The 24,627-nt window shown below is 46.4% G+C and carries 11 protein-coding genes and 1 pseudogene; 8 read left to right on the top strand and 4 right to left on the bottom strand.

The annotated features are described in order from the left end of the window. The first annotated feature begins 2 nt into the window (after positions 1–2). Entirely contained in the window at positions 3–521 is a 519-nt protein-coding gene (purE, locus tag GYM62_RS16350) for a 5-(carboxyamino)imidazole ribonucleotide mutase (protein ID WP_091653706.1), read from the top strand. A gap of 9 nt (positions 522–530) precedes the next feature. Then, positions 531–692, top strand: coding sequence for a hypothetical protein (locus GYM62_RS16345; protein WP_219957191.1), 162 nt, complete (start codon positions 531–533; stop codon positions 690–692). On the opposite strand, the gene GYM62_RS16340 is transcribed toward GYM62_RS16345, so the two are convergent. Together GYM62_RS16340 and GYM62_RS16335 are read right to left on the bottom strand one after the other, a co-directional pair. Continuing rightward, on the bottom strand, positions 682–1,140 hold the full coding sequence (locus tag GYM62_RS16340; RefSeq protein ID WP_219957190.1) for a hypothetical protein: 459 nt from the start codon (positions 1,138–1,140) through the stop codon (positions 682–684). The two genes, GYM62_RS16345 and GYM62_RS16340, sit on opposite strands and share 11 nt — an antisense overlap. 22 nt (positions 1,141–1,162) lie before the next feature. Further along, on the bottom strand, positions 1,163–1,513 hold the full coding sequence (locus GYM62_RS16335; protein WP_219957189.1) for a DUF3127 domain-containing protein: 351 nt from the start codon (positions 1,511–1,513) through the stop codon (positions 1,163–1,165). A 336-nt stretch (positions 1,514–1,849) separates the two neighbouring features. On the opposite strand from GYM62_RS16335, the gene GYM62_RS16330 reads away from it, so the two are divergent. Together GYM62_RS16330 and GYM62_RS16325 are read left to right on the top strand one after the other, a co-directional pair. Beyond that, on the top strand, positions 1,850–2,452 hold the full coding sequence (locus GYM62_RS16330) for an RNA polymerase sigma factor (protein ID WP_091653712.1): 603 nt from the start codon (positions 1,850–1,852) through the stop codon (positions 2,450–2,452). Next, positions 2,427–2,660 (top strand): hypothetical protein, encoded by a 234-nt coding sequence (locus GYM62_RS16325; protein WP_091653714.1) that lies wholly within the window; start codon positions 2,427–2,429, stop codon positions 2,658–2,660. The genes GYM62_RS16330 and GYM62_RS16325 overlap by 26 nt, the downstream gene beginning before the upstream one ends. A 33-nt stretch (positions 2,661–2,693) precedes the next feature. Here GYM62_RS16325 and GYM62_RS16320 read toward each other — a convergent pair whose 3' ends face one another. Both GYM62_RS16320 and GYM62_RS16315 read right to left on the bottom strand, forming a co-directional pair. Continuing rightward, complete coding sequence (locus GYM62_RS16320) at positions 2,694–3,566, bottom strand: alpha/beta hydrolase (protein WP_219957188.1); 873 nt, start codon at positions 3,564–3,566, stop codon at positions 2,694–2,696. Positions 3,567–3,569: 3 nt separating this feature from the next. Beyond that, positions 3,570–5,003, bottom strand: a complete 1,434-nt coding sequence (locus GYM62_RS16315) for an aldehyde dehydrogenase family protein (RefSeq protein ID WP_219957187.1) — start codon at positions 5,001–5,003, stop codon at positions 3,570–3,572. Positions 5,004–5,618: 615 nt separating this feature from the next. Between GYM62_RS16315 and GYM62_RS16310 the strand changes: the two genes are divergently transcribed. The 4 genes and pseudogenes from GYM62_RS16310 to GYM62_RS16295 all read left to right on the top strand — a co-directional run bounded on the left by GYM62_RS16310 (position 5,619) and on the right by GYM62_RS16295 (position 24,618). Then, the gene (locus GYM62_RS16310; RefSeq protein WP_219957186.1) at positions 5,619–13,913 is read left to right on the top strand and encodes a gliding motility-associated C-terminal domain-containing protein; all 8,295 of its coding nucleotides are present in this window, start codon (positions 5,619–5,621) and stop codon (positions 13,911–13,913) included. A 12-nt stretch (positions 13,914–13,925) separates the two neighbouring features. After that, a pseudogene (locus GYM62_RS16305) lies at positions 13,926–14,899 on the top strand (type IX secretion system membrane protein PorP/SprF). A gap of 1 nt (position 14,900) precedes the next feature. Beyond that, on the top strand, positions 14,901–17,315 hold the full coding sequence (locus GYM62_RS16300; RefSeq protein WP_219957185.1) for an OmpA family protein: 2,415 nt from the start codon (positions 14,901–14,903) through the stop codon (positions 17,313–17,315). A gap of 388 nt (positions 17,316–17,703) precedes the next feature. Then, entirely contained in the window at positions 17,704–24,618 is a 6,915-nt protein-coding gene (locus GYM62_RS16295) for an Ig-like domain-containing protein (protein ID WP_219957184.1), read from the top strand. The last annotated feature ends 9 nt before the right edge of the window (positions 24,619–24,627 follow it).

Genomic DNA, 24,627 nt, shown 5'->3' with positions numbered 1-24,627 from the left:
GGATGAATCCACAGGTAGGAATTATAATGGGAAGTCAGTCTGATCTTCCAATCATGGCAGAAGCAGCAGCTATTTTGGAAGAGTTAGGGGTAAGTTTTGAAGTGACCATAGTATCTGCTCACAGAACGCCGGATCGGATGGTGGATTATGCAAGGTCCGCTAGAGATAGAGGTCTAAAGGTAATTATTGCAGGTGCAGGTGGTGCTGCACATTTACCCGGGATGGTTGCTTCTATGACCAGTTTGCCTGTTATCGGAGTTCCTGTTAAGAGTTCCAATTCTATTGACGGTTGGGACAGCGTGCTTTCAATTCTTCAGATGCCAGGAGGAATTCCAGTCGCTACAGTTGCCCTGAATGGCGCCAAAAATGCAGGAATCTTAGCAGCATCTATGATTGGGGCTTATGAGCCAAAGATTGGGAAGAATTTAGATGAGTTTAAAAATTCTTTGAAGGTTAAAGTAGAAAAAACTGCCAAAGACCTTGAGTCCTTAGGCTGGAAAGGAATGCTCAAAGACAGCTAATCTCGAGTTATGAGTTCTAAATGGAAGAGAATTATCAAATTCAAAATCGGGGATGTTCCATGGGAAATCCCCTTAAATGTGCTTCTTTTGTTAATTTTTATTGCCATTGTGATGATGGCAGGAGGGGCCTATCTAGGCTTTAAGTTTGCCTCAGGACAGCTTAATCCATAAACATTCCCCACCCGTCATCAGATTTTTTATCAGAATCAAAAGTTGTTATCCAAGAAAGAAAAAGCTTTCTAAAGTCTTCGATTGCCACCCTTAATAATTCCAGATGTTCTTCAGCATGTGTTTCTTCCAAGGCCAGTTGATAGGTCATAGAGTTGAGACTTTTGGCATGAAGTTTCATGAGAACAGCATTTTCCATTTTGGTGATGAAATCAGGGATATTTTCTGCAGCACTGAACTTGGCGCTCATGATAGCGGCATCTTCCATCATGATATTCCCATATAGTTCTCTTCTTGCTTCATCCAAGCTTCCCACTAATGCCCTGGTCAAGCCGATGATTTCCTTTGATTTTTTCATCAAAGGATGCTTGAAAATTCTCTCCTGTTCCTTGCGGTAATCAAATTCCCCGTCTTCCTCAAAATCAGGTTCATCATCAAAGTCGTCCCACATGCTTAAAAAATTTTATTGGCTATTAGAAAGGTAATTTATCCTCTTCGCTATCCGAGTAAAAGGTATCTACTTCAGGAGCATTGGAAGAAGGAGCGGATCCATTACCACCGTTTTTATCAACTCTATATGCTTTGACTTCTGTATACCAACGATTGTTATATTCACGGCTTTCTACGTCCACACTCATTGTGACATTTTCACCCACTTCCATTCCGAATTGATCGATCTTATCTCCCCAAATGGCAACGCATACTTTTTTAGGATATTGACCTGGAGTTTCAATAATAAATTCCTGCTTTCTCCAAGCATTTCCGCTTTTTGAATTTCCACTTACCTCAGGTAGTTTTTGAATTACTTTTCCGCTTAATTCCATTTTTACTAATTAATTTACTTGATAAACGAAGGTAAGCAAAAGCAGGGAAAGTCTGGTTTTAGGCGTGGGAAAACAAAAGGCCTCAAATTATTTTTTTAACAATTCTTGGCATTAAGATTGAGTTTTAAGCAAGTGTTCTCTTAATATTTTAAAATGAATTGTAAGAGAATTTGAGTTCTGCAAAATATACTTTGGCAAGTAAGAAATTTCTGGAATTGCTCCATTTTTTCTTTGCATCCAACGTATCAAAAGCATACTTTTAAAATTGTTTTAAAATCTTCCACTCTAAAAAAATACTATGGCTTAGACTTTTACGTTCTTCATAAACTAAATCAAATGAGTAAGCGAATAGGTCCTAAGGACAGCGAGTTGATAGCTCAGTATAGAAATGGCAGTGAAGCTGCTTTTGATCATTTAGTAGATCGGTATAAGTCTAAAGTTTACACCACCATATTCCTGATCGTCAAAGATCAGGATTTGGCTGAGGACATCCTCCAGGATGTTTTTGTGAAAGTGGTTAAAACTCTCAACTCAGATAAGTACAATGAGGAGGGTAAATTTCAACCCTGGATTATGAGGATTGCTCATAACCTGGCGATTGATCACTTTAGAAAATCCCGTCGCTATCCTACCATTATGATGGAGGATGGTTCGAATATTTTCAATTCCCTGAAATTTTCTGATGGAAATGCAGAAGAAAAACAGGTAAGAGAAGAAGAAATCGATCTAGTAAAGCGTTTAATAGAGGAGTTGCCTGAAGCTCAAAAAGAAGTCTTAATCATGAGACACTATATGGACATGAGTTTTCAGGAAATTGCAGATCAGACAGGAGTAAGTATCAATACTGCTCTGGGGAGAATGCGATATGCGCTGATCCATCTGAGGAAGAAAATGAAACAATTAAATTTTGCCTATGATAAAACCATTTACCCCAAATGACCTGATTAGATATATCTATCAGGAAATGCCGGAGGTAGAACAAGAGCTCTTAATGCAGGCCTTGCACAAAGATGAAAACCTGATGCAAGATTACATGGAATTGCTGAGCGCGATAGAGCAATTGGATTTACTCCAAATCAATCCTTCGGAAAAAGTAGTACAAGCTATCAAGTTGAAAGCTAAATCTACGGGACTTCAAAAAGTCTGATACTGGTAACCCCGCTTTGGCGGGGTTTTTTTATTAGTTGGCACGGATAAAAGCTGAGGCTGCCTGTATCAACTCCACATTGGTGGAAGGAGTAAAGCCATGCCCTTGACCCTCAATTCTCCTAAATTCATGAGGTACGGAGTTTTCTTGTAGTTTACTTTTCAAAAGATCACTCTGTGAAATGGGGACAACTGTGTCTGCTGTTCCATGGAAAAATATGGTAGGCACAGAATTGCTGTTTATATAATTGACCGGACTGGATTCCAAGTATGCTTGGGTTTTGTTTTCTGGAGTCCCCTGAAGAATTTCTGTAAGTCCCAATGCAGTCAAAGAATTAAAATTGAATAGTTCAGCCAAATCAGTAGGGGGAAAGAAAGCAATTACCGCTTGAATATTCCCAATCTCAGGATTCTTATAGCCATGCAAAAGGGCTAAATGTCCTCCCGCACTTGCTCCGGCTATCACAATTTGGTTTCCTACATTCCATTCGTCTTGTTGTGAAATAATGTATTCTATTGCACTCTTGACGTCATTTTCCTGAGTTGGAAATGGATTTTGCCTACTCAAAAAATCAAAAAGTCTATAATTGATTGCTACATACGCATATTCTGGAAATGCTTGATCCAATAATGGTTTAACCTGAGCAAACTCATTTTTGCTTCCATCAATCCAAGCTCCTCCGTGTATATATATAAGGAGTGGGGTGTTTTTCATGCTCCTTCCACCTGGTAGAAAAACATCCATGGTCTGTCGCATATCGGACCCATAAGAAACATTGGAAAGCTCCAATGCAGGTAAAGGTGCGTTTGGGTCCAGGTTTTCATCTGGACTGCAAGAGAAAATCAGGAAGATAAAAGCCAAGAAAAAAAATAACTCTGCTTTTTTGAAGGGGAGTTTAGCCAGCATCTTTTAGAACCATTTTATTAAAGAGTTAATCAACTGTTTTGTTTTTAGTCCGTAGGGTGGTCTGAGAAGAGTAACGTTATTAAGTCCAACACGTTGCTTCAAAATTCCCTTTTCATTACTAAATGCCAAAAATCCATGATATCCATGGGCTTTTCCAATACCACTGTTATTCACCCCTCCAAATGGGAGTTCATTATGTAGGAAGTGTAAAACACAGTCATTAATCACAGCATTGCCAGAGCTGGTTTGGTGAAGGATTAATTCCTGTTCAGCTTTTTCCTGGGAAAATACATACAAGGCCAAGGCTTTAGGTTTGGCATTGATATAATTGATGGCCTGTTGAAGGTCTGAATAGGTGATGATGGGTAAGATGGGTCCAAATATTTCCTCCTCAGCTATTTTCATGGAGTCAGAAATTCCCGTAATCAGGGTGGGTTCCAGATAGCGGTGATGCTGATTTCTTTTACCACCAAATTCAATAACTGCCCCTTTTTCTTCAGCATCCTTCAGGTAGTCATCCAGTCTCTGAAAATGTCTGTCATTCACTATTCGAGCTAAATCCGGTGATTTCTCAATCCCTTCATATTTAGGGTCGTACATTTCCTGAATTCCAATTTTTAGTTCACTCAATAGGAGATCTTTTTGGCTTTCATGAACGAGAATATAATCTGGAGCCACACAGGTCTGTCCACAGTTGACCAGTTTTCCCCAGATGAGCTTTTTGGCTGTGTCTTGGATATCAGCTGATTCGGTAACAATCGCTGGTGATTTACCTCCTAACTCGAGAGTTACAGAACTGAGGTTTTTGGCAGCATTTTCCATCACGATCTTTCCTACTTGAGGACTTCCGGTGAAGAAAATATGATCAAAAGGGAGTGCTAGTAATTCTTTGGATACTTCTGCATCACCTTGAAAAACAGCAACCTGATCTTTGGGAAATATTTCTGAAATCATTTCTTCAATGAGAGCGGAAGTTGCGGGCGTCATTTCAGAAGGTTTGATGATTGCTGTGCACCCTGCAGCGATTGCAGAAACCAAGGGGCCAATAGCCAGATTAAATGGGTAATTCCAAGGGGCGATGATGAGAGCTGTTCCTTTGGGTTCGGGCTGGATGTAAGCTTTTGTTCCGAGCATGGGAAGAGGGGTGCTCTGGGACCTAGACTTCATCCAGGATTTGAGGTTTTTTAAGGCATGGTTAATTTCAGAAGTGACAGGAAAAACCTCGCTTAGGTCAGTTTCAGTTTTAGGTTTTTGAAAATCCTTCCAAAGAGCCTCATGTATTTGGGAATGATTAGCTTGTATCCAATTTCGAATTTCTTTTAATCGGCCCTTTCTTTCCTCCAATGTGGAGGTTCTCCATGTGATAGAAGTTTTCTGCTGGCTCTCAAAAACCGATGCAATTTCAGAGTTAGGGTTTTGGTTATTTTGTTCTTCCATGGAGGGAATATAGCAAAATTCATTCGGGCTAATATTTCAAAAACCTGCTGATCAAGTTTTTATGATTTTTGTCAACTTTTCTCATTTTGTTTAATTAAATACAAAAATCCTTAAACAAAAATGCATTTTAATGACATATTTTTTCATTTCACATCTAAAAAACTGCTTTTTATCAAAAAATAAATCACCAATTGTTTGGTGATGAAAAACAAAAAAGTGTATTTTTACGGCATAAATTTTATAGTCTAATAGAATTTAGGTTCAGTAAACAAAGGTTTATTGGAAAAAGAGAAATGATTTTGGACTTCAGGAAAAGGAATTTGAACTGAGGTTGTGACCACAAAAGGTACAGTATAGAGCAACGTTTACGAACTCGAAATTTTAAATACAAAAAATATGGACACTTTATCCATTAATCGATTAAGCCATTTGAAAAAATATGGTGGATTTTTTAGTCAGATAAATCATTGGTTGAGAATATATTCAATTTATTTAAGATTTTTTTTGGGGTTTTTGGCTTTTTTCAGTTTCATCTCGTTTAGTGTAGCCCAATTTAGCGGAACGCCTCCTTTGATAATCAATCCGAATAGCCCACCAAGTTGTCCTCAAAACAATGTGACAATTACAGATTTAGAGTTTAGAGATTCTGAAGGAAAGGTAATTGATCCAAATGCAGATTATGAACCAGGAGACATTATTGAAGGGTTTATTTTTGCGCAGTTCGGGGGTAGATCTAGTAACGCCTACAACCTCTACGTTCAATATGAGGTTTTTATTGATGGAGTAAAAGAAGGCTCTACTCAATTTGATTGTCTCTTCTCTGGAGAAAATGTCCCAAATGATGGAAATAACTATTATCAGTTAGCTCCTTTCACATTAGAAGCCGGCCAAGAGATTGAGCTGAAGAACATTTACATGACGTGGAGAACAGGAAATGCGGGTAATGGCTTATGTCCTGCCGACCTTGGGAATGCTCAGTGTTACTGGTCAGGTGAGGGCTTGTTAGTTCGTACTCCTTTGGTTGCAGACTTTGATTTTTTAACTAATTGTGATGATTTTTCTGTTCAGTTTACTGATGAGACCACTGGTGGTGAAGTTGGAAATTATGATTGGAGTTGGGATTTTGATGGTTTAGGATCTAGTGATCTCCAAAACCCAAAATTTGACTTTGGATCAGCTGGTGAATATGATGTTACATTAACAGTAACAAGTGGCCTTCTACCTCCAAAGTCAATTACCAAAACCGTATCTCTTTATCCAAATCTTCAACTATCATTTATTAAAGTGGATGATGATTGTACTCCTAATTCTACAGGTTCGATTGATATCACCGTTCAAGGAGGTTTGGGTCAATATACTTATGCATGGACTACGCAAGATGGAAGTGGATTAGTTGCCTCGGATGAAGATCAAACGGGCCTTTCTGAAGGTATATATAACGTAACAGTAACTGATGAGCGTGGATGTTCTGTTATAGAGCAAATACAAATAATTAAACCATCAGAGTCACCTGCACCGAGTCCTGCAAACTTTGAATTTTGTGAAGGATCTGGAGATCAGCTTCTTTCCGTCACTCCGGCAGAAGGATATGAAATCCTTTGGTACGATGAAAATCAAAATTTACTTCAATCAGCTCCTACTGTAGACACGGATATCGCTGGCCAATCAACATTTTTTATATCTCAGTTAAAAGAAGGGGAATGTGAGAGCATGAAAGCGCAAATTAATGTTATTGTTAACCCAGCGCCTTCAGCTCCGGAAGCAGATGATGAGGAGATCTGTGAGACTTCACCATTCACGAACTTAACAGCGACAGCAACAGTAGAAGAAGGCTTCAGTGTAATCTGGTATACAAGCGAAGACGGAGAGGGCACTACCCAGACTCCAAGTCTGACTGAAGTAGGAACAGTTACCTACTATGCAGCAGCAATCAACGATGAGACAGGTTGTGAGAGTCTGGAAAGAACTCCAGTAACCTTGACGATCAATGCAGCTCCTGCTGCTCCGGTATCCGGAGGTGATCAGGAGATCTGCGAGACTGAGCCATTCACCAGCTTAACAGCGACCGCTACAGTAGGAGAAGGATTCAGTGTGATCTGGTACACTAGCGCAGACGGAGAGGGCACTACCCAGACTCCAAGTCTGACTGAAGTAGGTACGGTTACGTACTATGCAGCAGCAGTGAATGATGAGACAGGTTGTGAGAGTTTGACAAGAACTCCAGTAAACTTGACGATCAATGCAGCTCCTGCTGCTCCGGTATCCGGAGGTGATCAGGAGATCTGCGAGACTGATCCATTCACCAGCTTAACAGCGACAGCGACAGTAGGAGAAGGCTTCAGTGTGATCTGGTACACTAGCGCAGACGGAGAGGGCACTACCCAGACTCCAAGCTTGACTGAATTAGGTACGGTTACTTACTATGCAGCAGCAGTGAATGATGAGACAGGTTGTGAGAGTTTGACAAGAACTCCAGTGACCTTGACGATCAATGCAGCACCTGCTGCTCCGGTATCCGGAGGTGATCAAGAGATCTGCGAGACTGATCCATTCACCAGCTTAACAGCGACAGCAACAGTAGGAGAAGGCTTCAGTGTGATCTGGTATACAAGTGAAGACGGAGAGGGCACTACCCAGACTCCAAGCTTGACTGAAGTAGGTACGGTTACGTACTATGCAGCAGCAATCAACGATGAGACAGGTTGTGAGAGTCTGGAAAGAACTCCAGTAACCTTGACGATCAATGCAGCTCCTGCTGCTCCGGTATCCGGAGGTGATCAGGAGATCTGCGAGACTGAGCCATTCACCAGCTTAACAGCGACCGCTACAGTAGGAGAAGGATTCAGTGTGATCTGGTACACTAGCGCAGACGGAGAGGGCACTACCCAGACTCCAAGCTTGACTGAATTAGGTACGGTTACTTACTATGCAGCAGCAGTGAATGATGAGACAGGTTGTGAGAGTTTGACAAGAACTCCAGTAAACTTGACGATCAATGCAGCTCCTGCTGCTCCGGTATCCGGAGGTGATCAGGAGATCTGCGAGACTGATCCATTCACCAGCTTAACAGCGACCGCTACAGTAGGAGAAGGTTTCAGTGTGATCTGGTATACAAGCGAAGACGGAGAGGGCACTACCCAGACTCCAAGTCTGACTGAAGTAGGTACGGTTACGTACTATGCAGCAGCAATCAACGATGAGACAGGTTGTGAGAGTTTGACAAGAACTCCAGTAACCTTGACTATCAATGCAGCACCTGCTGCTCCGGTATCAGGTGGCAATCAGGTAGAGTGTCTGAAGGATCCTATCCAGACCTTAACGGCAACAGCTACAGTTGGAGAAGGATTTACCTTGGTATGGTATACATCAGCAGATGGTACTGAAATCACAGAAAGTCCGACTTTAAATGAAGTAGGCACAGTTACTTATTATGCAGCTGCTATAAACAATGAAACAGGATGTGAGAGTTTGACTAGAACAGCAGTATTGCTTTCTATCTTGGATTCTCCAGAACCTCCTATTAGCGGAGGAGATATAACAATTTGTGAAGGAGACGCTGAAAAAATCACAGCAACTGCCTCAGGCCCTGGTACCATTGTATGGTATGATCAGCCTGAAGGAGGAAATGTAATTGAAGATCCAAGCTTAAGTGAAGTAGGTACAGTAACATACTATGCGCAGTCTGAAGGAGAGAGCTGTTCAAGCCTGGAAAGAACTCCAGTAACCTTGACGATCAATGCAGCACCTGCTGCTCCGGTATCCGGAGGAGATCAGGAGATCTGCGAGACTGAGCCATTCACCAGCTTAACAGCGACAGCGACAGTAGGAGAAGGTTTCAGTGTGATCTGGTACACTAGCGCAGACGGAGAGGGCACTACCCAGACTCCAAGTCTGACTGAAGTAGGAACAGTTACTTACTATGCATCATCAGTGAACGATGAGACAGGTTGTGAGAGTTTGACAAGAACTCCAGTGACCTTGACTATCAATGCAGCACCAGCTGCTCCGGTATCCGGAGGAGACCAGGAGATCTGCGAGACTGATCCATTCACCAGCTTAACAGCGACAGCAACAGTAGGAGAAGGCTTCAGTGTGATCTGGTACACCAGCGCAGACGGAGAGGGCACTACCCAGACTCCAAGCTTGACTGAAGTAGGTACGGTTACGTACTATGCAGCAGCAATCAACGATGAAACAGGTTGTGAGAGTCTGGAAAGAACTCCAGTGACCTTGACGATCAATGCAGCACCTGATGCACCGGTATCCGGAGGAGATCAAGAGATCTGCGAGACTGATCCATTCACCAGCTTAACAGCGACAGCAACAGTAGGAGAAGGTTTCAGTGTAATCTGGTACACCAGCGCAGACGGAGAGGGCACTACCCAAACTCCAAGCTTGACTGAAGTAGGAACAGTTACTTACTATGCAGCAGCAATCAACGATGAGACAGGTTGTGAGAGTTTGACAAGAACTCCGGTGACCTTGACTATCAATGCAGCACCTGATGCACCGGTATCCGGAGGTGATCAAGAGATCTGCGAGACTGATCCATTCACCAGCTTAACAGCGACCGCAACGGTAGGAGAAGGATTCAGTGTGATCTGGTACACCAGCGCAGACGGAGAGGGCACTACCCAGACTCCAAGCTTGACTGAAGTAGGTATGGTTACGTACTATGCAGCAGCAATCAACGATGAGACAGGTTGTGAGAGTTTGACAAGAACTCCGGTAACCTTGACGATCAATGCAGCACCTGCTGCTCCGGTATCCGGAGGAGATCAGGAGATCTGCGAGACTGATCCATTCACCAGCTTAACAGCGACAGCAACAGTAGGAGAAGGTTTCAGTGTGATCTGGTATACAAGCGAAGACGGAGAGGGAACTACCCAGACTCCAAGCTTGACTGAAGTAGGTACGGTTACGTACTATGCAGCAGCAATCAACGATGAGACAGGTTGTGAGAGTTTGACAAGAACTCCAGTAACCTTGACTATCAATGCAGCACCTGCTGCTCCGGTATCAGGTGGCAATCAGGTAGAGTGTCTGAAGGATCCTATCCAGACCTTAACGGCAACAGCTACAGTTGGAGAAGGATTTACCTTGGTATGGTATACATCAGCAGATGGTACTGAAATCACAGAAAGTCCGACTTTAAATGAAGTAGGCACAGTTACTTATTATGCAGCTGCTATAAACAATGAAACAGGATGTGAGAGTTTGACTAGAACAGCAGTATTGCTTTCTATCTTGGATTCTCCAGAACCTCCTATTAGCGGAGGAGATATAACAATTTGTGAAGGAGACGCTGAAAAAATCACAGCAACTGCCTCAGGCCCTGGTACCATTGTATGGTATGATCAGCCTGAAGGAGGAAATGTAATTGAAGATCCAAGCTTAAGTGAAGTAGGTACAGTAACATACTATGCGCAGTCTGAAGGAGAGAGCTGTTCAAGCCTGGAAAGAACTCCAGTAACCTTGACGATCAATGCAGCACCTGCTGCTCCGGTATCCGGAGGAGATCAGGAGATCTGCGAGACTGAGCCATTCACCAGCTTAACAGCGACAGCGACAGTAGGAGAAGGTTTCAGTGTGATCTGGTACACTAGCGCAGACGGAGATGGCACTACCCAGACTCCAAGTCTGACTGAAGTAGGAACAGTTACTTACTATGCATCATCAGTGAACGATGAGACAGGTTGTGAGAGTTTGACAAGAACTCCAGTGACCTTGACTATCAATGCAGCACCAGCTGCTCCGGTATCCGGAGGAGACCAGGAGATCTGCGAGACTGATCCATTCACCAGCTTAACAGCGACAGCAACAGTAGGAGAAGGCTTCAGTGTGATCTGGTACACCAGCGCAGACGGAGAGGGCACTACCCAGACTCCAAGCTTGACTGAAGTAGGTACGGTTACGTACTATGCAGCAGCAATCAACGATGAAACAGGTTGTGAGAGTCTGGAAAGAACTCCAGTGACCTTGACGATCAATGCAGCACCTGATGCACCGGTATCCGGAGGAGATCAAGAGATCTGCGAGACTGATCCATTCACCAGCTTAACAGCGACAGCAACAGTAGGAGAAGGTTTCAGTGTAATCTGGTACACCAGCGCAGACGGAGAGGGCACTACCCAAACTCCAAGCTTGACTGAAGTAGGAACAGTTACTTACTATGCAGCAGCAATCAACGATGAGACAGGTTGTGAGAGTTTGACAAGAACTCCGGTGACCTTGACTATCAATGCAGCACCTGATGCACCGGTATCCGGAGGTGATCAAGAGATCTGCGAGACTGATCCATTCACCAGCTTAACAGCGACCGCAACGGTAGGAGAAGGATTCAGTGTGATCTGGTACACCAGCGCAGACGGAGAGGGAACTACCCAGACTCCAAGCCTGACAGAAGTAGGTACGGTTACTTACTATGCAGCATCAGTGAATGATGAGACAGGCTGTGAAAGTTTGACAAGAACTCCAGTTACCTTGACCATCAATGCAGCTCCAACTGCTCCGGTATCCGGTGGAGATCAGGAGATCTGCGAAACTGCACCGTTCACCAGCTTAACAGCGACAGCAACGGTAGGAGAAGGCTTCAGCGTGATCTGGTATACAAGTGAAAACGGAGAGGGAACTACCCAGACTCCAAGCCTGACAGAAGTAGGTACGGTTACTTACTATGCAGCATCAGTAAATGATGAGACAGGCTGTGAAAGCTTAACGAGAACTCCAGTTACTTTGACCATCAATCCAGCTCCAACTGCTCCGGTATCCGGAGGAAACCAAGAAACTTGTTTCATTGAAGAAGGTCAGACTTTAACCGCTACCGCATCTGTTCCTCAAGGATTCTCGATAGTTTGGTATAATGCACCTGTTGGAGGAGCTATAGTAAGCCCTACTTTAAGTGAAGTTGGAACTGTTACGTACTATGCTGCCGCAATTAATAATTCTACGGGTTGTGAAGGCATAAATAGAACAGCCGTTACACTAACATTAAATACATGTTTAATTTCCATTGAAAAAACAGCTGATGTTGAGTCGGTGTCTGTTGCAGGTCAAATTGTAACCTATACCTTGACAATTAGAAATCTCAGTACAATTACTTTAACTAATGTAAATGTGGTTGATCCTCTAACTGGATTAGATCAAACCATTCCTTCTATTGAAGTTGGTGGTATAGTACAGATTGAGACACAATATGCAGTAACTCAAGAAGACATTGACAGTGGCGAGGTTGAGAATATAGCTTCTGTGACCGGTAATGCTGGTGAAGAAGAAGTATCTGATGATGCTACTCTAGTTGTACCTGCTGACCAGAATCCGGATATCCAGATTGAGATCACGGATAATGATGTAGTAATTACTGAAGCAGGCCAAGATATACCTTACACCATTACGGTGACCAATACAGGAAATACAACACTTACCAATGTGACGGTAGTGGATACCAAAACAGGTTTGGTGGTGAACATCGGAACTTTGAAACCGGGAGAAACCAAAACTGTGGAAACCACTTATCCTGTAACCCAGAATGATGTGGATGCCGGAGAGGTTACCAACGAAGCGAGTGTAACGGGTGAGAGTCCTAATCCTGGCGACGATGATCCTACGGACAATGATTCGGTGACTACGCCAATCACCCCAGCCCCTGGCATATCGATTGTGAAGAGCAGCGATAAGTCTGAGATCCGAGATTTGGGTGAGACAGTGACTTATACGCTGGTAGTGACCAACACGGGCAATGTGACGCTGACCAATATTGTGGTAACAGATCCACTGACCGGGTTGAATGAAGTAATCGAGACGCTGGCTCCAGGAGAGAGCGTAACGATAGAGACAAGCTACGTGGTGACCCAGGAAGATCTGGACCGAGGCAGTCTGGTGAATGTGGCTAATGTAATCGGAGAGACTCCTGATGGTGAAGAGATCGGAGACGAGGATGAAGTGAGCATCGGAGTAGGTATCCGTGAGATCATCGCCAATGACGATGACTTCGGAACTTACTTTGTGAGCTACGGCGGCAGACTGGGCAACATTCTGGAGAACGATCTGTTGGACGGCCAGAGACCTGACCCTGCGGATGTGGACTTCGAATTCACGGAGCTGGACGGAGTGATCGGTTTGCTGATCGACGAGAACGGAGATCTGAGCCTGATACCGGGAGTGAACGAAGCCAGAGAATATACTTTACGCTATGTGTTGCGTGAGGTGGCCAACCCGAACAACAGTGACGATGCATTTGTGGTGTTCAGGTTATTGAACGACAATGTGAACCTGGGCGTGAGCAAAGAGGCACTGAGTGACGAGGTGTTCGAGGGTGACGAGTTCGAGTATGAGATTGTGGTGGTGAACCAGGGAGGCACGGATGCCAGAAACGTGGTGATCACGGACAATCTACCGAACGGAGTGACGTATCTGAGCAACCGAGTGGAGAGCAACAGTGCGAACGTGGAAGTAAACGTGAACGTGTCTGGCTCTGCGATTACCTGGAGGATACCATTCTTCCCTGCCGATGCGAGGATTGTGTTCCGAGTTCGGGTGAAGGCGGGAGCTGCGGGTACGGTGACCAATACGGTGATCGTAGGCGCTGACGAGGATGACACGGATGAGTCGGATAATCAGGACAGTGATGTGACTGAAATCAGACCGTTCCACATTCCAAACGTGATCACGCCGAACAACGACGGACTGAACGACACCTTCGAGATCCAGGGACTGAATAAGTTTGTAAGTAATGAGATTACTATTATCAATCGATTTGGTGATCATGTCCTTGAACAAAGCAATTATAGAAATGACTGGAATGCTCCAGGCCAAAAAGCAGGTACTTACTTCTACATCCTTGTGACAGTAGACAGTCAGGGAAGAGAACATGTGTTCAAAGGCTGGATCCACGTAATTAAAAACGATTAATTAAGAAGCGTTATGAAAAAGACTTTTAAAATAGTTGGATTGACCTTGTTGATAGCTCTATGGGCTTTTACGGGGACTTTTGCCCAGCAGCTTCCACAGTTCAGTCAGTATATTTTCAACGGGCTGCATGTGAATCCGGGCTATGCGGGCTACAAGGGAGAGCCTTATATCCAGAGTACGTACCGGACGCAGTGGATCCGTTTCCCGGGCAGTCCGGAGACGTTCACGGTGACTGCGGACCTGAGTGCGAACGAGGGTACGATGGGCTTTGGGATTTCGATATTGAGTGACAACATCGGGCCTGCGCGTACGAACACGGGACTGTTGACTTATGCGTACCGTATCCAGACGGGAGCGAGGAGCTTTTTGGGACTGGGAGTGAGTGCGGGTTTGTCGGAGTATGCGATAGACGGGAGCATGCTGGACCCGAATGATTTTCCGGATCCGGACATTCCGGAGGGACGGATCAACATGTTTGTTCCGAACCTGAATACGGGATTGTTTTTCCACAGTGACCGTTTTTATGCGGGTTTCAGTGTGTACAACATGATCGGGAAGCGTGCCTTGGAGCGGGAGGATTTTGCTTTGGCCTACCATGATTTTCACTACTATCTGACGATGGGGCGCTGTTTGATCTGGGCAGCACGGTGAAGTTCAAGCCGAGTTTCCTGATCAAGGAGGTGAAGGGTGCGCCGACGAATTACGACCTGAACGCGATGTTTCTGTTCGGGGAGCGGATCTGGGTGGGGGGTTCCTACCGTTCGAACATGAAGATCTGGAACGACAACTTACCGGAGAACCTGTCGAACAGGAATGCGTTTGCGACCATCATTGAGATTTTCGCGACAGACAGGATCCGTTTGGGCTATGCGTATGACCACAACCTGAACGTGTTGCAGGACTACAGGACGAACTCGCATGAGCTATCGGTAGGCTTTTATATGATTCCGAGAAAAGCAGTAATGAGAAACCAAAGATGGTTCTGATATGAAAAAGACACTGATGATATTGAGCCTTTCGACGGGCCTATTTTTAGGAGCGGTGACGGTATCTGAAGCCCAGAAGTCTCGGGTTCGCTATGCGGACCAGCAGATGGAGCTGATGAACTACCGCCATGCGATCGAAGAGTATAAGCTGGCCTATGCGAAGAAGCCGGGCTACGAGCTGGCGGTGAAGCTGGCCGAGGCCCACGAGACGGCCCGTGATTACGACGGGAGCTACGAATGGTGGAAGAACGTGGTGGGCTATGAGCAGGCGGATTCGGAGGATTATCTGAACTACCTGTCGGCGGCACAGCGTACGGGCCGGATGGATGCGGTGGAGAGCGATCTGGCAGGAAAGGAAGTGAACGTGGATTCGCTGAAGCAGAACCTGGAGCAGCTGATCAGCCCTTCGAGCAGGAAGAAGGTGAAGCTGGAGAACGTGCAGGAACTGAACTCGGAGGCCTCGGACTTTCTGGTGGCCAAGGACGGCTCGGACAACCTGTATTTTGTATCGGACCGCGGGGCGACGTTCAGCCGGAAGATGCCGGGTATCCGGATAGACGGACGGAACAAGATGTTCAGCGACCAGGGGAATGACTATACGGGCAGGAACTTTTTCGGACTGTACAGAAAAAGTGCAGACGGGGAACTGGAGGAGCTGGTGTCGAACATTCCGGGGACCTACAATTTTTCGGATCCGAGTTATGCAAAGCAGGCAGGCCTGCTGTTTTACTCGGTGACCAGAGACATCAAGAAAGTAAGAAAAGACAGAAACATCGCAGTACAGCCGGAGATCTACTACAGCAAGGTGACCCCCGAGGGGACGCTGGAAGGCTACATGGCCTTTCCCTACAACGACTCGCTGGCATACTCGGTGATGAACCCTTTCATAGACGAACAGTCGAAGCGGCTGTACTTTGCCTCCGACCGTCAGGATGGAGCGTGGGGAGAGTCCTATGGGGGATATGACATTTATTATTCGTCCTATGATGAGAACATGGTGTTTTCCACTCCTGTGAATGCGGGAGCGGCGGTGAACACGAAGGGAGACGAGACCCATCCGTTCCGCAAAGGGGACAAGTTTTACTTTTCCTCTACGGGCCACCCGAGAGTGGGAGGTATGGACGTGTACATGGCCGACTTCAGCCCTTCGGGGATCAGCAATGTGCAGAACATGGGCATGCCGATCAACTCGCTGTCGGATGACTTCGGTTACCGGGAGCTGGAGAACGGAGACATTTACCTGGCCTCGAACCGCAAGGGAGGAATGGGTCTGGATGACCTGTACCTGATCGAGGAAGTGTACAAGCAGTTTCTGGCGCGGGTGATTGACTGCGACGGACTGGTGATGACAGACAGTTACATGGCCACGCTGCGGGACAATACCCAGAACGGGAACGTGCAGACACAGCGGAACGGAACGGGAGCACTGGCAGCAGAACTGGAGCCGGACAGTGACTTTTCACTGACGATCTCCAAGCCGGGCTACTTTACGGTGACAGACAACGCGATCACCACCAAAGGCTTTGCTGGAGACACGCTGAAGCGGGAATACACGCTGAAGCCGATCCCGTATCAGCTGCCGGTGTTTGTGGACATTGTGTACTACGACCTGGACAAGTACGTGATCAGAAAGGACGCGAAGCCGGCCCTGGACAAGATCGCCGAGATCATGCAGAAGTATCCGTTCCTGGATTTGCTGGTGGCCTCGCATACCGACTCCAGAGCCTCGGATGAATACAACATCAAGCTGTCAAACAACCGTGCGACGGCAGTGACCGAATACATGGCGCAGTACAACATCGCAGCCGAACGCATCCGTCTGGAATGGTTCGGGGAGCAGAAGCTGGTGAACGACTGCGGGAACGGGGTGCCGTGTTCGGAGGCGAACCATCAGCTGAACAGAAGATCGGAGCTGGTGCTGGAAGCCTTCCCGGATCCGACCAAGCAGTATGATATCCCGGAAGCGCTGAAAGATATGGACTTCTGTAACCCGGAAGACATCTTTGAGGTGCTGAACAAGGAGATCAGCGACATCCCGACGATCTATTTTGACTTTGACAAGGCGATGCTGCGTTCGGTGCACAAGCAGGAGCTGGAGCGCGTGGCGATCATGCTGGAGCGGATGCCGAACCTGATGCTGTACATCGAGGGCCATACCGACCAGCGGGGCAGTGACACGTATAATGAGAAGCTGTCCGAGCGCAGATCGAAAGCGGTGATGGACTACCTGATCAAGCGCGGGGTGACCGGAGACCGAATGGAACACCAGTGGTTTGGGGAGACGCGTCCGGTGCATGACTGCAACCAGGTGAGCTGTACTTCGGCGATGCACCAGCTGAACAGAAGGACAGAACTGAGAGTAGGCAAGTCGGCGTTTACCTACACGGGCAGACAGAAGAAAGTGAACACGATGTGATACAGGATAAGTTTATAGAGTATTAGTCAAAAAAAGAGGATCCAGTTTGGATCCTTTTTTTATGAAGACTTCTATTTTTTTCTCTTCTTTCAGTCCAGGATTCTCATTCATTTCGTATATGCTGAAAATATTTAAAAAGTATTTCAAATAAAAAAAAATGCATTTTAAATAAAAAAAGATTTGCAAACACTTGGAAATGAAAAACATAAAAGTGTATTTTTATAGCAAATATCTGGTTATAAGAATTAATAGGTTGATTTGATTCCCTTTCTTTACCCACTTATATGCAATTTGAAATGTTCTAAGTCTCTCATAACAAAGGGATAAGAACCAAAAAAGAAAACCTATAGAACACGTTTACGAACTCGAAATTTTAAATACTAGCGATATGGATCAGTTATCCGGTTATTTGCCTAGAGGTAGGAGAAGTTCCTTATTTAGGGATTTCCAAAATCTCAAAAAGCTGGGGAATACATTTAGTTATTTTTTATTCTTCACAACGTTTTGGCTTTTTTCTTTTATTTCTAACGCTCAGATTCAAATTATTCCTTTAACCCAACCGACAGGGGGATTCCATATTGATGGAAATTTGAGGGCAAATGACCCTTTGACTGGAATTGGTGATTGGATCCCAGGGGCCGTAGGAATTGGAGGAAATCTATATAGGTTGACTGGTGCTCCAATTAATGGAGTAACATCTTTTCGGGTCGAAGACCCTTATGCGGGTGGTCCAGGGACAGATCGTGGATTTGATGGTGGAAATAAATTTAATGACAATCCAAACACATGGGGTTGGACAGCTGGGAATGTTAATCCCGGAAAAAATGACATCAATAATATTTTTTATCACCTAGGTAAATCTACAACCACTGGCTTTGAAGGGGATTGGATTTTAATTTCTGGTGATAGAAAAGAAGTGCAAGGTACCAGTTACATTGATTTTGAATTTTTGCAGAATTCTCTGATCAGGACGGGAACTGGAAGCTCTGGTGGATTTTCCTCCTCTGGTCCAGATGGAGGAAGAACTGTCAATGATTTATTGATAGCAGTTGAATATACAAAAGGAGGTTCAAGTGCGACGATTAAAGCATATAGATGGGAAGCTGTTTCGGGAAGTTTTGATTATGTATTTAAAGGTATTGTTAATTCCACAGCTTATCCATTAGGAACCGCATACGGGACTACTAATTCAAGTTCAATAGCTGTTCCATATGGTGCTTTTGGCTCCACCACCTATGAACCCCAGCAATGGGTTGAGGTTGGGGTAAACCTAACCAAATTATTGGGTCAAATAGACCCATGTCTAGGAATAATAGTAAAATCAATTTTTGTAAAAACAAAGGCATCTGATTCCAATACAGCCGATATTAAAGACTTTATAGATCCTATACCTGTAAATTTGGCATTTGGTACAGCTACAATCTCTTATGATCAAAGTCCTTATTGTGCTGGTTCAGGGACTGCGGCTGTTAATAGAAATGGTGTAGATGGAGGTAAGTATACTTATACTGCTCAAACTCAAGGGTCAGTATTAATAATTGATCAAAACACTGGAGAAATCAATCTAGCTACAAGTACTCCAGGCACATATACCGTTGAATACAAATTTGATTCGTTCCCTCCAGATTTCCAAGATCCTACAAATCCAAAAACCTGTGAAAAAACAGTAGAAACAACTGTTGTTATTAATCCAAGGCCGACCGTAACCACTCCCAATACTGCGACCGTATGTAGCGGTGCAAGTCCAAATATTTCATTGACGGCAAGTATTCCAAGTACTTTCACCTGGACCATTGGTAACATCGCTGGCGGAATAACCGGTGCGAGTGCGGGCTCAGGTGCTACGATTAATCAAACTTTGACTAACCCGAGCAATACAACTGCTGGGACTGTTCAATATATTGTAACTCCTACTTCTACCACGGGGTCATGCGCAGGAGCTCCATACACCATTACCGTTACAGTCAATCCAAGACCGACTATAACCACTCCCAATATAACAACTGTTTGTAGCGGTGCAAGTCCAAATATTTCATTGACAGCAAGTACCCCAAGTACTTTCACCTGGACCGTTGGTAACATCACCGGTGGAATAACAGGAGCAAGTGCGGGCTCAGGCGCTACGATCAATCAAATTTTGACTAACCCAAGCAATACAACTGCTGGGACTGTTCAATATATTGTAACTCCTACTTCTACCACGGGGTCATGCATAGGAGCTCAATACACCATTACCGTTACAGTCAATCCTAGTACTTCAATAACTAGCCAGCCGACGGGAGCTACATATTGCCAAAATTCAACAGCAACACCACTGACTGTTACCGGAACTGGGACTGGAACGATTACCTATGAATGGTGGCAGACGACTTCTGCGGAAAATACAGGCGGGACTCGAGTTGCCACAACCCAAAATTATACTCCTCCAACAAATACTGAGGGGACTTTCTATTACTACGCAAAAGTGATTAGCTCAAGCTGTAATACAGTTGCTTCTAATCCGGTGACAGTTCAGGTAAATTCGTTACCTGTGGCTCCAACTTCGGGAGGGAATATTACTCAATGTATTAATACACCTGCTCAAACTTTAACAGCTACTGCTTCAGTTCCTACAGGAATTGAAATTCGATGGTTTAGTGCACCTACTGGAGGTAATTTAGTTGCTAATCCTACCTTGAATACATTAGGAACTGTGACCTACTACGCTGAAGCAAGAAGTACGATTACAGGTTGTATTAGTCCTACAAGAACTCCTGTTATTTTAACCCTTTTAAATTGTACTCTTACAATTGATAAAGTTGGAACTTTTGTTGATCAAAATAACAATGGTCGAGCAGACGTAGGCGAGAAGATTAATTATACTTTTTTGGTAACTAATACAGGAAATTCTGCTTTGACGAATGTAACTGTAACTGATCCAAAAGTTACTGTAACTGGCGGTCCGATAAGCTTGGCAATTGGTGCTAATAGTGGGAATACATTTACAGGATCATACACTATCACCCAGAATGACATCAATGCAGGCAAGGTGGACAACACGGCGACTGCACGGGGTACCTTTGGCACGCAGAATATTACGGCGACGGATGATGAGACAACTACTCTTCCTCAGGTTCCTGCTTTGACGATTGTCAAGACGGGAACGTTCAACGATGCCAACAACAACAGCAGAGCGGATGTGGGTGAGACGATCAGCTACACCTTCCTGGTTACCAACACGGGCAACGTACCGTTGACGGGAGTAACGGTTAGCGATCCAAAAGTAACGGTAAGCGGCGGTCCGATCAGCTTGGCGGTAGGTGCGAACAGCAGCAATACCTTTACAGGTACTTACACGATTACCCAGAATGACATCAATGCAGGCAAGGTGGATAACACGGCGACTGCACGGGGTACTTTCGGTACTCAGAATATTACGGCGACGGATGAAGAGACAACTACTCTTCCTCAGGTTCCTGCTTTGACGATTGTCAAGACGGGTACGTTCAACGATGCCAACAACAACAGCAGAGCGGATGTGGGTGAGACGATCAGCTACACGTTCCTGGTGACCAACACGGGCAACGTACCGTTGACGGGAGTAACGGTTAGCGATCCAAAAGTTACGGTTAGCGGCGGTCCGATCAGCTTGGCGGTAGGTGCGAACAGCAGCAATACCTTTACAGGTACATACACGATTACCCAGAATGACATCAATGCAGGCAAGGTGGATAACACGGCGACTGCACGGGGTACTTTCGGTACTCAGAATATTACGGCGACGGATGAAGAGACGACAACTCTTCCTCAGGTTCCTGCTTTGACGATTGTCAAGACGGGTACGTTCAACGATGCCAACAACAACAGCAGAGCGGATGTGGGTGAGACGATCAGCTACACGTTCCTGGTGACCAACACGGGCAACGTACCGTTGACGGGAGTAACGGTTAGCGATCCAAAAGTTACGGTTAGCGGCGGTCCGATCAGCTTGGCGGTAGGTGCGAACAGCAGCAATACCTTTACAGGTACATACACGATTACCCAGAATGACATCAATGCAGGCAAGGTGGATAACACGGCGACTGCACGGGGAACTTTCGGTACTCAGAATATTACGGCGACGGATGAAGAGACAACTACTCTTCCTCAGCGTCCGGCGATAGCAATTGTTAAAACTGCTGCAATTGGCGGAACTGGAGATGGATTAATAGGTGAAGTTATCACCTATACATTTACTGTTACCAATACAGGAAATGTTACTTTAAGTAATGTCAAAGTGAATGATCCTTTGGTTGGTTTATCTAGCATTACTCCATCAAACATTAATTCGATGGATCCAGGGGATGTAGAGGAATTCACTGCTACATATATTATAAAGCAATCTGATTTAGATGCAGTAATAATTACGAATCAAGCAACTGCTACGGGTACTCCTCCAATAGGATCAGATGTATCTGATCTTTCAGGTACAACTATCGAAAATGATGTACCAACCACTGTTGATTTATCCAAACCACCGGTTGCCAATGATGACCAGAAGCTGTCTCAGCCGGCAGGCGCGGTGACGTTGAATGTAACCGACAACGATACGGATGCGAATAATGACCTGGATGTGAGCACGGTGGATCTGGATCCGTCAACGGCGGGTATCCAGACGAGCTACGTGGTAGCAGGACAAGGCGAGTGGACGGTTGATGCGTTGGGCAATGTGACCTTTACGCCGGAGTCTGGCTTCACGCTGGATCCGACCCCGATCAGCTATACAGTGAATGATGCGACGGGTCTGACCTCGAACGAGGCGACGATCACGATCGATTACGTACCGGTTGCGAGCAATGACAGCAGCACGGGCAATACGACAGGGGAAGCGGTAACGGTAGATGTGTTGGCCAATGATGTGACCGGAGATGCGGTAGATCCGACGACGGTACAGATTGTGGGCACGGCAAATGCCGGGGATCCGCTGGTAGTAGCGGGCGAAGGCGAGTGGACGATCAACCTGGTAACGGGAGCGATCACGTTCACCCCTGCGGAAGGCTTCACGGGCGATCCTACTCCGATCCAATACACGGTACAGGACGGGGAGGGCAACACCTCGAACGCGGCAACGGTAACGGTTGAATACGATCAGTTTGCACCGGTTGCCAATGATGACCAGAAGCTGTCTCAGCCGGCAGGCGCGGTGACGTTGAATGTAACCGACAACGATACGGATGCGAATAATGACCTGGATGTGAGCACGGTGGATCTGGATCCGTCAACGGCGGGTATCCAGACGAGCTACGTGGTAGCAGGACAAGGCGAGTGGACGGTTGATGCGTTGGGCAATGTGACCTTTACGCCGGAGTCTGGCTTCACGCTGGATCCGACCCCGATCAGCTATACAGTGAATGATGCGACGGGTCTGACCTCGAACGAGGCGACGATCACGATCGATTACGTACCGGTTGCGAGCAATGACAGCAGCACGGGCAATACGACAGGGGAAGCGGTAACGGTAGATGTGTTGGCCAATGATGTGACCGGAGATGCGGTAGATCCGACGACGGTACAGATTGTGGGCACGGCAAATGCCGGGGATCCGCTGGTAGTAGCGGGCGAAGGCGAGTGGACGATCAACCTGGTAACGGGAGCGATCACGTTCACCCCTGCGGAAGGCTTCACGGGCGATCCTACTCCGATCCAATACACGGTACAGGACGGGGAGGGCAACACCTCGAACGCGGCAACGGTAACGGTTGAATACGATCAGTTTGCACCGGTTGCCAATGATGACCAGAAGCTGTCTCAGCCGGCAGGCGCGGTGACGTTGAATGTAACCGACAACGATACGGATGCGAATAATGACCTGGATGTGAGCACGGTGGATCTGGATCCGTCAACGGCGGGTATCCAGACGAGCTACGTGGTAGCAGGACAAGGCGAGTGGACGGTTGATGCGTTGGGCAATGTGACCTTTACGCCGGAGTCTGGCTTCACGCTGGATCCGACCCCGATCAGCTATACAGTGAATGATGCGACGGGTCTGACCTCGAACGAGGCGACGATCACGATCGATTACGTACCGGTTGCGAGCAATGACAGCAGCACGGGCAATACGACAGGGGAAGCGGTAACGGTAGATGTGTTGGCCAATGATGTGACCGGAGATGCGGTAGATCCGACGACGGTACAGATTGTGGGCACGGCAAATGCCGGGGATCCGCTGGTAGTAGCGGGCGAAGGCGAGTGGACGATCAACCTGGTAACGGGAGCGATCACGTTCACCCCTGCGGAAGGCTTCACGGGCGATCCTACTCCGATCCAATACACGGTACAGGACGGGGAGGGCAACACCTCGAACGCGGCAACGGTAACGGTTGAATACGATCAGTTTGCACCGGTTGCCAATGATGACCAGAAGCTGTCTCAGCCGGCAGGCGCGGTGACGTTGAATGTAACCGACAACGATACGGATGCGAATAATGACCTGGATGTGAGCACGGTGGATCTGGATCCGTCAACGGCGGGTATCCAGACGAGCTACGTGGTAGCAGGACAAGGCGAGTGGACGGTTGATGCGTTGGGCAATGTGACCTTTACGCCGGAGTCTGGCTTCACGCTGGATCCGACCCCGATCAGCTATACAGTGAATGATGCGACGGGTCTGACCTCGAACGAGGCGACGATCACGATCGATTACGTACCGGTTGCGAGCAATGACAGCAGCACGGGCAATACGACAGGGGAAGCGGTAACGGTAGATGTGTTGGCCAATGATGTGACCGGAGATGCGGTAGATCCGACGACGGTACAGATTGTGGGCACGGCAAATGCCGGGGATCCGCTGGTAGTAGCGGGCGAAGGCGAGTGGACGATCAACCTGGTAACGGGAGCGATCACGTTCACCCCTGCGGAAGGCTTCACGGGCGATCCTACTCCGATCCAATACACGGTACAGGACGGGGAGGGCAACACCTCGAACGCGGCAACGGTAACGGTTGAATATGATCAGTTTGCACCGGTTGCCAATGATGACCAGAAGCTGTCTCAGCCGGCAGGCGCGGTGACGTTGAATGTAACCGACAACGATACGGATGCGAATAATGACCTGGATGTGAGCACGGTGGATCTGGATCCGTCAACGGCGGGTATCCAGACGAGCTACGTGGTAGCAGGACAAGGCGAGTGGACGGTTGATGCGTTGGGCAATGTGACCTTTACGCCGGAGTCTGGCTTCACGCTGGATCCGACCCCGATCAGCTATACAGTGAATGATGCGACGGGTCTGACCTCGAACGAGGCGACGAACACGATCTATTACGTACGCAGTTGCGAGCAATGACAGCAGCAC

The organism is Algoriphagus sp. NBT04N3, from assembly GCF_019443765.1.
GTDB classification, from domain to species: domain Bacteria; phylum Bacteroidota; class Bacteroidia; order Cytophagales; family Cyclobacteriaceae; genus Algoriphagus; species Algoriphagus ornithinivorans.
The sequence above is the reverse complement of the archived record's forward strand: the minus strand, read 5'-3'. Positions and strand labels throughout refer to the sequence as shown.

What these genes read in the sequence shown, in the direction of transcription:
- purE (WP_091653706.1), top strand. Translation starts at nt 3, where the DNA reads ATGAATCCACAGGTAGGAATTATAATGGGAAGTCAGTCTGATCTTCCA.
- GYM62_RS16315 (WP_219957187.1), bottom strand. Translation starts at nt 5,003, where the DNA reads ATGGAAGAACAAAATAACCAAAACCCTAACTCTGAAATTGCATCGGTT.
- GYM62_RS16340 (WP_219957190.1), bottom strand. Translation starts at nt 1,140, where the DNA reads ATGTGGGACGACTTTGATGATGAACCTGATTTTGAGGAAGACGGGGAA.
- GYM62_RS16330 (WP_091653712.1), top strand. Translation starts at nt 1,850, where the DNA reads ATGAGTAAGCGAATAGGTCCTAAGGACAGCGAGTTGATAGCTCAGTAT.
- GYM62_RS16295 (WP_219957184.1), top strand. Translation starts at nt 17,704, where the DNA reads ATGGATCAGTTATCCGGTTATTTGCCTAGAGGTAGGAGAAGTTCCTTA.
- GYM62_RS16325 (WP_091653714.1), top strand. Translation starts at nt 2,427, where the DNA reads ATGATAAAACCATTTACCCCAAATGACCTGATTAGATATATCTATCAG.
- GYM62_RS16300 (WP_219957185.1), top strand. Translation starts at nt 14,901, where the DNA reads ATGAAAAAGACACTGATGATATTGAGCCTTTCGACGGGCCTATTTTTA.
- GYM62_RS16335 (WP_219957189.1), bottom strand. Translation starts at nt 1,513, where the DNA reads ATGGAATTAAGCGGAAAAGTAATTCAAAAACTACCTGAGGTAAGTGGA.
- GYM62_RS16345 (WP_219957191.1), top strand. Translation starts at nt 531, where the DNA reads ATGAGTTCTAAATGGAAGAGAATTATCAAATTCAAAATCGGGGATGTT.
- GYM62_RS16320 (WP_219957188.1), bottom strand. Translation starts at nt 3,566, where the DNA reads ATGCTGGCTAAACTCCCCTTCAAAAAAGCAGAGTTATTTTTTTTCTTG.